This window comes from Serratia nematodiphila DZ0503SBS1 (genome assembly GCF_000738675.1).
GTDB classification, from domain to species: domain Bacteria; phylum Pseudomonadota; class Gammaproteobacteria; order Enterobacterales; family Enterobacteriaceae; genus Serratia; species Serratia nematodiphila.
The window spans coordinates 1-12,934 of record NZ_JPUX01000001.1; the positions used below are offsets into that span (position 1 = coordinate 1).

The window sequence follows — 12,934 nt, forward strand, 5'->3', positions numbered from 1 at the left end:
GGCAGGCGTCACACCGTATACGTCCACTTTCGTGTTTGCACAGTGCTGTGTTTTTATTAAACCGTTGCAGCAGCTGGTATCTTCGACTGGCTTCAGCTCATCCGCAAGGGACTTCACCTACATGCCAGCGTGCCTTCTCCCGAAGTTACGGCACCATTTTGCCTAGTTCCTTCACCCGAGTTCTCTCAAGCGCCTTGGTATTCTCTACCTGACCACCTGTGTCGGTTTGGGGTACGATTTAATGTTACCTGGAGCTTAGAGGATTTCCTGGAAGCAGGGCATCAACTACTTCTGCACGTAGTGCATCGTCATCACGCCTCAGGGTTAACATGCAACCGGATTTACCAGGTCACACCCCCTACACGCTTAAACCGGGACAACCGTCGCCCGGCTAGCCTAGCCTTCTCCGTCCCCCCTTCGCAGTAACACCAAGTACAGGAATATTAACCTGTTTCCCATCGACTACGCTTTTCAGCCTCGCCTTAGGGTCGACTCACCCTGCCCCGATTAACGTTGGACAGGAACCCTTGGTCTTCCGGCGAGCGGGCTTTTCACCCGCTTTATCGTTACTTATGTCAGCATTCGCACTTCTGATACCTCCAGCAACCCTCACAGGCCACCTTCAACGGCTTACAGAACGCTCCCCTACCCAACAACGCTAAGCGTCGCTGCCGCAGCTTCGGTGCATGGTTTAGCCCCGTTACATCTTCCGCGCAGGCCGACTCGACCAGTGAGCTATTACGCTTTCTTTAAATGATGGCTGCTTCTAAGCCAACATCCTGGCTGTCTATGCCTTCCCACATCGTTTCCCACTTAACCATGACTTTGGGACCTTAGCTGGCGGTCTGGGTTGTTTCCCTCTTCACGACGGACGTTAGCACCCGCCGTGTGTCTCCCGTGATAACATTCTTCGGTATTCGGAGTTTGCATCGGTTTGGTAAGCCGGGATGGCCCCCTAGCCGAAACAGTGCTCTACCCCCGAAGATGAGTTCACGAGGCGCTACCTAAATAGCTTTCGGGGAGAACCAGCTATCTCCCGGTTTGATTGGCCTTTCACCCCCAGCCACAAGTCATCCGCTAATTTTTCAACATTAGTCGGTTCGGTCCTCCAGTTAGTGTTACCCAACCTTCAACCTGCCATGGCTAGATCACCGGGTTTCGGGTCTATACCTTGCAACTAGTCGCCCAGTTAAGACTCGGTTTCCCTACGGCTCCCCTATACGGTTAACCTTGCTACAAAATATAAGTCGCTGACCCATTATACAAAAGGTACGCAGTCACACCACGAAGGTGCTCCCACTGCTTGTACGTACACGGTTTCAGGTTCTATTTCACTCCCCTCGCCGGGGTTCTTTTCGCCTTTCCCTCACGGTACTGGTTCACTATCGGTCAGTCAGGAGTATTTAGCCTTGGAGGATGGTCCCCCCATATTCAGACAGGATGTCACGTGTCCCGCCCTACTCATCGAACTCACGACCTGTGCATTTTAGTGTACGGGGCTATCACCCTTTGCTGCGCGACTTTCCAGACGCTTCCACTAACACACAAGCCGATTCAGGTTCTGGGCTCCTCCCCGTTCGCTCGCCGCTACTGGGGGAATCTCGGTTGATTTCTTTTCCTCGGGTACTTAGATGTTTCAGTTCCCCCGGTTCGCCTCATGCCACTATGTATTCATGACATGATAGTGTGTCGAAACACACTGGGTTTCCCCATTCGGGTATCGCCGGTTATAACGGTTCATATCACCTTACCGACGCTTTTCGCAGATTAGCACGCCCTTCATCGCCTCTGACTGCCTAGGCATCCACCGTGTACGCTTAGTCACTTAACCTCACAACCCGAAGATGTTTCCATCGTTCGCGCTGCAAACATTTGAGAGACTCTATGACAGGTTACTCTTTATCCCAATACTTCTACGGAGGGATAAATTTCAGCCGTCATGTTTCAATTTTCAGCTTGTTCCAGATTGTTAAAGAGCAAAATACTTCGCAGCATACTGTCGCCAATATACTCTGAAGTATTGAAATACCGGACTATATGGTGGAGCTAAGCGGGATCGAACCGCTGACCTCCTGCGTGCAAGGCAGGCGCTCTCCCAGCTGAGCTATAGCCCCATACAGTCACGCGCAGTACCTTTTCCACTTCATGAGAAGTGGTAGGCCTGAGTGGACTTGAACCACCGACCTCACCCTTATCAGGGGTGCGCTCTAACCACCTGAGCTACAAGCCTATAAAGGTATTTCTGCTCGTTACTTTCTATCAGACAATCTGTGTGAGCACGCCACTCGAACTAATATCTTTAGGTAAGGAGGTGATCCAACCGCAGGTTCCCCTACGGTTACCTTGTTACGACTTCACCCCAGTCATGAATCACAAAGTGGTAAGCGCCCTCCCGAAGGTTAAGCTACCTACTTCTTTTGCAACCCACTCCCATGGTGTGACGGGCGGTGTGTACAAGGCCCGGGAACGTATTCACCGTAGCATTCTGATCTACGATTACTAGCGATTCCGACTTCATGGAGTCGAGTTGCAGACTCCAATCCGGACTACGACGTACTTTATGAGGTCCGCTTGCTCTCGCGAGGTCGCTTCTCTTTGTATACGCCATTGTAGCACGTGTGTAGCCCTACTCGTAAGGGCCATGATGACTTGACGTCATCCCCACCTTCCTCCAGTTTATCACTGGCAGTCTCCTTTGAGTTCCCGGCCGAACCGCTGGCAACAAAGGATAAGGGTTGCGCTCGTTGCGGGACTTAACCCAACATTTCACAACACGAGCTGACGACAGCCATGCAGCACCTGTCTCAGAGTTCCCGAAGGCACCAATCCATCTCTGGAAAGTTCTCTGGATGTCAAGAGTAGGTAAGGTTCTTCGCGTTGCATCGAATTAAACCACATGCTCCACCGCTTGTGCGGGCCCCCGTCAATTCATTTGAGTTTTAACCTTGCGGCCGTACTCCCCAGGCGGTCGATTTAACGCGTTAGCTCCGGAAGCCACGCCTCAAGGGCACAACCTCCAAATCGACATCGTTTACAGCGTGGACTACCAGGGTATCTAATCCTGTTTGCTCCCCACGCTTTCGCACCTGAGCGTCAGTCTTCGTCCAGGGGGCCGCCTTCGCCACCGGTATTCCTCCAGATCTCTACGCATTTCACCGCTACACCTGGAATTCTACCCCCCTCTACGAGACTCTAGCTTGCCAGTTTCAAATGCAGTTCCCAGGTTGAGCCCGGGGATTTCACATCTGACTTAACAAACCGCCTGCGTGCGCTTTACGCCCAGTAATTCCGATTAACGCTTGCACCCTCCGTATTACCGCGGCTGCTGGCACGGAGTTAGCCGGTGCTTCTTCTGCGAGTAACGTCAATTGATGAACGTATTAAGTTCACCACCTTCCTCCTCGCTGAAAGTGCTTTACAACCCGAAGGCCTTCTTCACACACGCGGCATGGCTGCATCAGGCTTGCGCCCATTGTGCAATATTCCCCACTGCTGCCTCCCGTAGGAGTCTGGACCGTGTCTCAGTTCCAGTGTGGCTGGTCATCCTCTCAGACCAGCTAGGGATCGTCGCCTAGGTGAGCCATTACCCCACCTACTAGCTAATCCCATCTGGGCACATCTGATGGCAAGAGGCCCGAAGGTCCCCCTCTTTGGTCTTGCGACGTTATGCGGTATTAGCTACCGTTTCCAGTAGTTATCCCCCTCCATCAGGCAGTTTCCCAGACATTACTCACCCGTCCGCCGCTCGTCACCCGGGGAGCAAGCTCCCTTGTGCTACCGCTCGACTTGCATGTGTTAAGCCTGCCGCCAGCGTTCAATCTGAGCCATGATCAAACTCTTCAATTAAAAGCTTGATGTGCTTCCACTCGAGAAGCGATGCTCAAAGATTTACTGCATGAATTTTACTTCAGTTAGTCACTCTTCAAGACTTGATATTTTTTTGCATCCGAAGATGCTGGATATCGTCTTGTGGAGTGCCCACACAGATTGTCTGATAAATTGTTAAAGAGCAGCGCCGAGAAACTCATCGGCGCGGGCTGCGTATACTACGCTTTTCGCCCGGAGAGTCAAGCGTTTATTTCGCTTTCTTCTCGCTGACCCGGCGGCTTGTCAGTCGTTGTTCCCGGTCAGTGGAGGCGCATTATAGGGAGTTCTCGGCGAGCCGCAACCCCTATTTTCAATATTTTTTCCGACCGTTGAATGTTTGACCAAAACACCGTTAAAGCGGCAGTTTTTTCAACGATTTAAAGCCATAGCCCTGCAAAACGGGCAATAAAGCGTCAGTATCTTCATTTAACGCCATGCAATACGCCAGATTCTCTTCCTGGCTCGAGACCAGGCTTTCCTGCGTAGAGATGAGCCAGGCGGTGCGGCGGGCAATCGCCGCGCCGGAATCCACCAATCGGGTGCCTTCGGGCAACACCTGCATCAGCTCTTCAGCTAACAGAGGAAAATGGGTGCAGCCCAGCACGACCGTATCCGGCGGCTCGCGCATGCTCAGCCAAGGATGCAGGATCTTCTTCAGCACCGGCAGCGGCACGGCTTCGCCGTGCAGCTTGGCTTCCGCCAGCTCCACCAGTTCAGAAGAGCCCAGCAGCTCAATCTTGCAATCGGTGGCGAACCGGGAAATCAGCTCATGGGTGTAGCTGCGCTGTACGGTGCCGCGGGTCGCCAACAGGCCGACAATGCCGTTGACGGTAAGACGGGCCGCAGGTTTGATGGCGGGCACCACGCCCACGACCGGGAAACTGAAACGCTCGCGCAAGGCCGGCAAGGAGACCGTGCTGGCGGTGTTGCAGGCGATGACGACAATCGCCAGAGGATGACGCTGCTGCACCGCGCCGACAATCTCCAGCACGCGCTCAACGATAAACTCTTCGGACTTCTCGCCGTAGGGGAACGCCACGTTGTCGAACGCGTATATATAGTGGAGATCCGGCAGCAACTGCCGAATCTCCTGATACACCGACAGCCCGCCGACGCCGGAATCAAAAACCAGCACCGTCGGGCGAGGTGTGGCGGTGCTGTTAGAAGGTATAGCTTCCAGTGAGGTAGTATTCTCTTCCTGGAGTAGCGTAGCCATAGGCCGTCTCATAATCTTTATCAAACAGGTTGGCAATTCTACCACGAACTGTCAGATGAGATGTGACCGGATACGAAACTGCGAGATCCCACAGGCTCACGCCGCCAAGTTTAACCGTACGCGTAGTGTAGCCGCTGTAATCACCGTCGTAGCGCTCTCCCAGATACTGGTAGGTTACCGCCCAATCAAAGTCATACAGCTGCCAGTCCAGCTCATATTTCACCTGCTGTTTGGCGCGGCGCAACAGCACTTCGTTGGTCTTGGCGTTGCGCGGGTCGACATAATCGTAACCAATCTGATGCGTCAGCGGACCGGTATCAAAAGACACCGTCGCTTCAACACCTTTAATCCTTGCCTGATTAACATTGTAATAGGCTGAACCTGAACCGCTTGATGCATAGCTGATCAGATTATCTATATCATTGCGATAACCGGTAACGCGCCAGGTGACCGGGCCGGTCAGCCCCTCAAAGCCCCCTTCCCACTGTTTGCTTTCTTCCGGTTTCAAATCCGGGTTGCCGCCAAAGCTGCCGTACTGCTGCCCCAAATTTGGCGCTTTAAACGCAGTACCATAAGACGCGATGGCGCGATAGCCCTCAACAAATTCCCAAGCCACGCTGGTTTGCCAAGTGCCATGCCAACCAAACTGCGAGTTATCGTCACCGCGCACCGCACCTTCCAAAGTAAAGGCATCCACTTGTTGCTGCGCCGTCAGATAGAGCCCGGTATTACGTTGGCTCTTGCTATCAGTGATGTAAGCCGTACCCGGTTCGATTTTCTGATTCTGCCAATCGACACCCGTACTGATATGGCCTTGAGCAACCTGGAACGTATTGCCCCACTGCACATTGTATTGCGTGGAGTCATCCAGGGTTGCAGACGCAGAATAAGGGCCGTATTTGGGATCGTAGTTATAGTCTTTGGTATGGCTATAGCTCGCGATCAACTGCGTAGCATAGATGCCGTCCTGATAGCGCAGACCGCTATCCCAACTTTGGCTATAGAGTTGGCGAGTGTCAGGCAACGCATCTAAATGCGCCGGATCCGAATAACTGTAATTACCGTCATAGGCCGTGCGATTGTCATAACCATAACCACGAACAAAGCCGCTGAACGCCTCATTGAACTTGTGCTCAATGCCGCCATACAGAGATTTGCTCATAAAGCCGTCGCGGTCAGGCTGTGCAGGATTGCCGAAGCTGTCCGGCAAGTTCGCTATAACATTATACCCTTTGGCATAGGTGTAGTTCCCCGCCACCGTCGCCACGGTGCTGTCGCCCAGCGGCTGTTGCGTCGACGCATCGTAGGATTGATAGCCGTTGGAGCCGACGCCGGCAGCCAGCGTCGTGCCGTTCTTTTCGCGGGTGGTAATAATGTTGACTACGCCGCCGATGGCGTCGGAACCGTATACCGCCGAACGCGGGCCGCGAATGTATTCGACTTTCTGCACCAGCGAGATCGGGATTTGGCTGAGATCGGAAGAGCCGCTGACGCCCGCCTGATTAAGGCGAATACCGTCAATTAACACCAGCACATGGCTGGAATTGGTGCCGCGAATAAACAACGAACTTTGCTGCCCCAGGCCGCCATTCTGCGCAATGTCCACGCCTGGCAAACGGCGCATCACGTCGGTCAGGCTCTTGGCCTGCCAGCGATCGATATCGTTACGGGTGACGACGGAGGTCGGCGCCAACACGGAAGAAACCGGCTGCGGGAAACGGTTGGCGGTCACCACCAGGTTATCGCCATTCGTGGCTGTAGTGTTGTCTTGCGCCCATCCAGAAAAAGCCGTGACGGAGGAGACCACCGCCAGCAGCGTATTTTTTGTAATTGTCATGAGAAAAGCATCCAAACTTAATTGGCGGATGCCGCAGGATCATGGCCGGTAGTTCGCGACGGCCACGGATATTGCGACGTAACACCGGCAGGTCTTCGGGCTTGGGATTTGCGGGCCGCGGGGCGCGACCGGCAACGGGCGATGACTTCCCATCCTGCAGTGGACAGTGTCTGCGTCAAAACGCTATCGCCGTGACTTCCCCTTACCGCTGCGCGTCAGCTCCGGATTCACACCGGATTCCCTTTTCACTCGCTGCTTGAGGCCGGACGGCAATGCTACGATCAATGCAAATAGATGTCTAGACTGCTACTAATGTTACAAATAATAAACGCGACAAAACTGGACTTCACGGGCTGATTCCCTACAATCCCCGCTGATCAAATTTGCCTGACGAGAAGACACACATGACGCCCGAGAATTTGCCTATTGAACGTTACGATGACCAACTGGCGGAGAAAGTCGCCCGCCTGAAGACGTTGATGTCACCGTTCGCGGCGCCCGAGCCGGAAGTGTTCCGCTCGCCAGTCGACCACTACCGCATGCGCGCCGAGTTCCGCATCTGGCACGATGCGGACGACATGTATCACATCATGTTCGATCAGCAGACCAAGCAGCGTATTCGCGTCGATCAATTCCCGGCCGCCAGCGAACTGATCAACCGCCTGATGAGCGCCCTGATCGCCGCGCTGAAACCGGAGCCGATCCTGCGTCACAAGCTGTTCCAGATCGATTATCTGTCGACGCAAAGCGGTAAAATCATCGCCTCGCTGCTGTACCACCGCAAGCTGGATGACGCTTGGCAGCAGCGCGCCGAGCAACTGCGCGACGAGCTGCGCGCGCAGGGTTTCGACCTGCAGCTGATCGGCCGAGCGTCGAAGACCAAGATCATGCTCGACCAGGATTATGTTGACGAAGTGCTGACGGTCGCCGGCCGCGATATGATCTACCGCCAGGTGGAAAACAGCTTTACTCAACCCAACGCGGCCATGAACGTGCAGATGCTGGAATGGGCGCTGGCGGTCACCGCCGGTTCCAAAGGCGATTTGCTGGAGCTGTACTGCGGCAACGGCAACTTCTCGCTGGCGTTGGCGCGCAATTTCGAGCGCGTGCTGGCGACCGAGATCGCCAAGCCGTCGGTGGCGGCGGCGCAGTACAACATCGCCGCCAACCATATCGACAATGTGCAAATCATCCGCATGGCGGCAGAAGACTTCACTCAGGCGATGAACGGAGTACGCGAATTCAACCGGTTGAAAGGCATCGATCTGAGCGGCTACAACTGCGAGACGATTTTCGTCGATCCGCCGCGCAGCGGGCTGGACGCGGAAACGGTGAAGATGGTGCAGGCTTACCCGCGCATTCTGTATATTTCATGCAATCCGGAAACGCTGTGCGCCAACCTGGAAACGCTGCAGGCCACGCACCGGGTCAGCCGCCTGGCGCTGTTCGACCAGTTCCCGTATACCCATCACATGGAATGCGGCGTGTTGCTGGAAAAACACCGCTGATACGACAGGGGCGCCATGATGGCGCCCCGTTTCATTACGGCTCTTGAGTCGGCGCATCCAGCGCCTTACGCGCCTTCAGCTTGACCCCAATCCACAGCACCAGCGCCACACAGATCACCGACGGCAGGAAGTTGGAGCCGATCTGCGGGTATTCGGCGCGCACGATGGCGCTGTACATCAACAGCCCCAGCAGGAAGCAGGCCGCCGCCAGCTTCGGCATGCCGTCCGGCATGGCGCGGTTCAGGTAACGCTGATGCAGACAGTACACCGCCAGCACCAACGCAATCAGCGGGAAGATCGAAAACGGCACCACCGAGCTGAACAGCGCGGCAAAGGAACCGTTGATCGAAAGGCCGGCAATCAACGCCAGCAGTAAGGTGCCATTTTCACGGCCTGGTTTTTCCATCATTTTTTACCTTTTTTATACGTGGGACACAGAAGCTTTTTCTTGTTCGCGACGATACCAGTAATACGCCCCTTTGGAGATCATCCGCAGCTGCAGCACCAGCCGTTCTTCCAGCTGCTGCCGCTGCTCGACATCGATATCCAGCGCTTCCGCGCCGGCGCTGAACACGATGGTGACCATCGCTTCCGCCTGCGCTTCGGTAAAGCTGCGCGGCATGTGGTTTTCCAACTCGAGGTAGTCCGCCAGTTCGGCGATGAAATGCTGGATCTCGCGCGCCACCGCCGCACGAAATGCCGCCGACGTGCCGGAGCGCTCGCGCAGCAGCAGGCGGAAGGCGTTCGGGTTGTTGCCGATAAATTCCATAAAGGTGGACACCGAGGTGCGGATCACGCTGCCGCCCTTGGCGATGCGTTGGCGCGCCTGGCGCATCAACTGACGCAGCATCAGGCCGCTTTCATCCACCATGGTCAGCCCAAGCTCATCCACGTCGCGGAAATGGCGGTAAAACGACGTGGGCGCGATGCCCGCCTCGCGTGAAACTTCCCGCAGGCTCAGGCTGGCGAAGCTGCGTTCGGCGCTCAGCTGGCTGAATGCGGCTTCGATCAGGGAACGACGAGTCCGTTCTTTTTGTTGTGCTCTGACGCCCATATGCATATCCGGATAGGTTCCATTCTCTCAGTCTAACGCCCTAGACTCGGCAATATAGCAAATTTTATTGCAACAGCATTTATACTAACGCGCTCTATCACACTTCCGCCCTGAGCCGATTGTGCTTTGACTCAAAAAGCCTAATGGTGATTGGGTGAGCAGCGCTATGATGTTAAGATACCGTTGTAATCTTGTATAAAAAAACAGGTCTCTCCTACATGCAACAGCACTATCAATTTGATGCCATAGTGATTGGCTCGGGCCCTGGTGGTGAAGGTGCCGCCATGGGGCTGGTGAAACAGGGCGCCCGTGTGGCCGTTATCGAACGGTACAACAACGTAGGCGGCGGATGTACCCATTGGGGCACCATCCCTTCCAAAGCCCTCCGCCACGCCGTCAGCCGCATTATCGAATTCAACCAGAACCCGCTTTACAACAATTCGCGCACGCTTAGCGCGACCTTCCCTGACATTTTACGCCACGCCGATAACGTCATCAGCCAGCAGACCCGCATGCGCCAAGGGTTCTATGAGCGGAACCAGTGCAAGCTGTTCGCCGGCGACGCGCGCTTCATCGACGCCAACACCGTCAGCGTCAGCTACATGGACGGCACCCAGGACACCATCCGCGCCGACCACATCGTGATCGCCTGCGGCTCGCGCCCTTACCATCCGGCCAGCGTCGATTTCAATCACCCGCGCATCTACGACAGCGACTCCATTCTCGAGCTGAGCCATGAGCCGCGCCACGTGATCATTTACGGCGCCGGGGTGATCGGCTGCGAATATGCGTCTATCTTCCGCGGCCTGAACGTCAAGGTGGATCTGATCAACACCCGCGATCGGCTGCTGGCGTTCCTCGATCAAGAGATGTCGGATTCGCTCTCTTACCACTTCTGGAACAACGGCGTGGTGATCCGCCACAACGAAGAATTCGAGAAGATCGAAGGCACCGAAGACGGCGTGATCGTGCACCTGAAGTCCGGCAAGAAGGTGAAAGCGGACTGCCTGCTGTACGCTAACGGCCGTACCGGCAACACCGATTCGTTGGGGTTGGAGAACGTCGGTCTGGAGTCGGACAGCCGCGGGCTGCTGAAAGTGAACAGCATGTATCAGACCGCGCTGTCGCACATCTATGCGGTCGGTGACGTGATCGGCTATCCGAGCCTGGCTTCCGCCGCCTACGATCAGGGCCGCATCGCCGCGCAAGCGATCGCCTCCGGCGAAGCCAGCGGTCACTTAATCGAAGATATCCCGACCGGCATCTACACCATTCCGGAAATCAGCTCCGTCGGCAAAACCGAGCAGGAACTGACCGCGATGAAGGTGCCGTATGAAGTGGGCCGCGCCCAGTTCAAGCATCTGGCGCGCGCGCAGATAGCCGGGATGAACGTCGGCAGCCTGAAGATCCTGTTCCATCGCGACACCCTGCAGATCCTCGGGATCCACTGCTTCGGCGAGCGTGCGGCGGAGATCATCCACATCGGTCAGGCGATCATGGAACAGAAAGGTGAAGGCAATACCATCGAGTATTTCGTTAATACGACCTTCAACTATCCGACCATGGCCGAAGCCTACCGGGTGGCGGCGCTTAACGGCTTAAACCGCCTGTTTTAACGCGCTGTCGATGTAGCCCTGCATGTGCTCGCGGATCGCTTCGGCCAACTGCTCATAACGGCTGCGCAGTGGGGAACCGGGGCGATACACCAACGCGATGGTGCGCTTCGGCTCCGGCTTGTAGCAATCCAGATAGCACACGCCGTCGCGTTCGCGCTGCGGCGGCACCGCCAGTGACGGCAGCAGGGTAATGCCGCTGCCGGCAGCGACCATATTGCGCAACGTTTCCAGACTGGTGGCGCGGAAGTGAGTATCTTCGTCCGCGCCCGCCTGGAAGCAGAAGCCCATCGCCTGATCGCGCAGGCAGTGGCCATCTTCCAACATCAGCAGCTTCTCTCCCGCTAAATCCGGCATCGCCACGCGCTCGCGCTGCGCCCACGGGTGATCGGAGTACACCGCCAGCTTCATCGGTTCATCGAACAGAGGCACTTCGATAAACGCCTCGGTTTCCTTCACCAACGCCAGAATGGCGCAGTCCAGTTTGCCGCTGTCGAGTTGCGCCAGCAGTTGGTGGGTTTGCGCTTCGTGCAGGTACATTTCCAGTTTCGGGAAGGTTTTGTGCAGTGTCGGTATGATCTGCGGCAGCAGATAAGGCCCCACGGTCGGGATCAGGCCGATGTGCAGCGGCCCGGACATGGCTTCGCCCTGCTGGCTGGCCATCTCCTTCAACACTTTCACTTCGCGCAGCACGGTACGCGCCTGCTCCACCAGCAACAGACCGGCCTGGGTGAACAGCACCTTGCGGCTGGTGCGCTCGAGCAGCATGACGCCCAACTCGTCTTCCAGCTTGCGGATCTGCCCGCTCAGCGTGGGCTGGCTCACATGGCATGAATCGGCCGCGCGGCGGAAGTGCCGGTGCTCGGCCAAGGCGACCAGATACTCTAAATCACGAATATTCATTGTTTCCCTCCATTCCATGATAGCTCATGGCGATAGATAAGATAGCAATGAGCGATTAGATCTATCAAGCCCCAGCGACAATAATGTGTCCCAACGAAGCGATATCGCGCTAAATGCTAAAAATTACTTTTCCTAATTAAGGGGTTAATCAATGTTTACCAGTCAAGAAGGCAAGAAAGTTCCTCAGGTTACTTTCCACACCCGTCAGGGCGACCAATGGATTGATGTGACCACTGATGACCTGTTCAAAAACAAAACCGTTATCGTGTTCTCGCTGCCGGGCGCGTTTACGCCGACCTGCTCTTCAAGCCATCTGCCGCGTTACAACGAGCTGTCCAGCGTATTCAAGCAGCACGGCGTCGACAGCATTCTTTGCGTCTCGGTGAACGACACCTTCGTCATGAACGCCTGGAAAGCCGATCAGCATGCGGAAAACATCACTTTCGTGCCGGACGGCAACGGTGAATTCACCAAAGGTATGAACATGCTGGTTGAGAAAGCGGATCTGGGCTTTGGCCCTCGCTCATGGCGCTACTCGATGCTGGTGCGCGACGGCGTGGTCGAGAAAATGTTTGTCGAACCAAACAAGCCGGGCGACCCGTTTGAAGTGTCCGACGCCGACACCATGCTGAAATACCTGGCGCCGGAATTCAAAGTGCAGGAATCGGTCTCCCTGTTCACCAAACCGGGCTGCCCATTCTGCGCCAAAGCCAAGCAGATGCTGCAAGAGCGCGGCATTCAGTATGAAGAGATCGTGCTGGGCAAAGACGCCACCACCGTCAGCCTGCGCGCCGTCAGCGGCCGCGCCACGGTGCCGCAGGTATTCATCGGCGGCCGTCACATCGGCGGCAGCGACGATCTGGAAACCTTCCTGTCAGCTTAATAAGTAATAACAAAGCCAACGTGAACTTTGGCGGGCTACGGCCCGCCTTTTTT

Annotated in this window: 8 protein-coding genes, 2 tRNA genes, 2 rRNA genes and 1 riboswitch; of the genes, 3 read left to right on the forward strand and 9 right to left on the reverse strand. The window is 55.7% G+C overall.

What is annotated here, in order from left to right:
• The 6 genes from JL05_RS00005 to btuB form a co-directional block, all read right to left on the reverse strand.
• Nucleotides 1–1,831: ribosomal RNA gene (locus JL05_RS00005) — 23S ribosomal RNA — on the reverse strand; the annotation flags it as partial.
• Between the two features lie 207 nt (nucleotides 1,832–2,038).
• Nucleotides 2,039–2,114, reverse strand: a tRNA-Ala gene (locus JL05_RS00010).
• Nucleotides 2,115–2,153: 39 nt separating this feature from the next.
• Nucleotides 2,154–2,230: transfer RNA gene (locus JL05_RS00015), tRNA-Ile, on the reverse strand.
• A 74-nt stretch (nucleotides 2,231–2,304) separates the two neighbouring features.
• Nucleotides 2,305–3,846, reverse strand: a 16S ribosomal RNA gene (locus JL05_RS00020).
• Nucleotides 3,847–4,219: 373 nt separating this feature from the next.
• Nucleotides 4,220–5,083: a glutamate racemase gene (gene murI / locus JL05_RS00025; protein ID WP_033631312.1), complete on the reverse strand. Its 864-nt coding sequence runs from the start codon at nucleotides 5,081–5,083 to the stop codon at nucleotides 4,220–4,222.
• Nucleotides 5,028–6,920, reverse strand: coding sequence for a TonB-dependent vitamin B12 receptor BtuB (gene btuB / locus JL05_RS00030; protein ID WP_033631313.1), 1,893 nt, complete (start codon nucleotides 6,918–6,920; stop codon nucleotides 5,028–5,030). The genes murI and btuB overlap by 56 nt, the downstream gene beginning before the upstream one ends.
• 69 nt (nucleotides 6,921–6,989) lie before the next feature.
• A riboswitch (cobalamin riboswitch) is annotated at nucleotides 6,990–7,202 on the reverse strand.
• Between the two features lie 122 nt (nucleotides 7,203–7,324).
• Here btuB and trmA point away from each other — a divergent pair.
• Nucleotides 7,325–8,428 carry a tRNA (uridine(54)-C5)-methyltransferase TrmA gene (trmA, locus tag JL05_RS00035; RefSeq protein ID WP_033631315.1) on the forward strand — a complete coding sequence of 368 codons (1,104 nt, stop codon included), beginning with the start codon at nucleotides 7,325–7,327 and terminating at the stop codon, nucleotides 8,426–8,428.
• 34 nt (nucleotides 8,429–8,462) lie between these two features.
• On the opposite strand, the gene JL05_RS00040 is transcribed toward trmA, so the two are convergent.
• Both JL05_RS00040 and fabR read right to left on the reverse strand, forming a co-directional pair.
• Nucleotides 8,463–8,834 carry a YijD family membrane protein gene (locus JL05_RS00040; RefSeq protein WP_004931042.1) on the reverse strand — a complete coding sequence of 124 codons (372 nt, stop codon included), beginning with the start codon at nucleotides 8,832–8,834 and terminating at the stop codon, nucleotides 8,463–8,465.
• 15 nt (nucleotides 8,835–8,849) lie between these two features.
• A complete protein-coding gene (gene fabR, locus JL05_RS00045) occupies nucleotides 8,850–9,482 on the reverse strand; it encodes an HTH-type transcriptional repressor FabR (RefSeq protein WP_004931044.1) in 633 nt (210 codons plus the stop codon).
• A 218-nt stretch (nucleotides 9,483–9,700) separates the two neighbouring features.
• Here fabR and sthA point away from each other — a divergent pair, with 218 nt between their 5' ends.
• Nucleotides 9,701–11,098 carry a Si-specific NAD(P)(+) transhydrogenase gene (gene sthA, locus JL05_RS00050; RefSeq protein ID WP_004931047.1) on the forward strand — a complete coding sequence of 466 codons (1,398 nt, stop codon included), beginning with the start codon at nucleotides 9,701–9,703 and terminating at the stop codon, nucleotides 11,096–11,098.
• Here sthA and oxyR read toward each other — a convergent pair.
• Nucleotides 11,081–11,998 (reverse strand): DNA-binding transcriptional regulator OxyR, encoded by a 918-nt coding sequence (oxyR, locus tag JL05_RS00055; protein ID WP_015379402.1) that lies wholly within the window; start codon nucleotides 11,996–11,998, stop codon nucleotides 11,081–11,083. The genes sthA and oxyR overlap by 18 nt on opposite strands.
• A gap of 151 nt (nucleotides 11,999–12,149) precedes the next feature.
• Here oxyR and JL05_RS00060 point away from each other — a divergent pair, with 151 nt between their 5' ends.
• Nucleotides 12,150–12,881 (forward strand): glutathione peroxidase, encoded by a 732-nt coding sequence (locus JL05_RS00060; protein ID WP_004931051.1) that lies wholly within the window; start codon nucleotides 12,150–12,152, stop codon nucleotides 12,879–12,881.
• Nucleotides 12,882–12,934 lie beyond the last annotated feature (53 nt).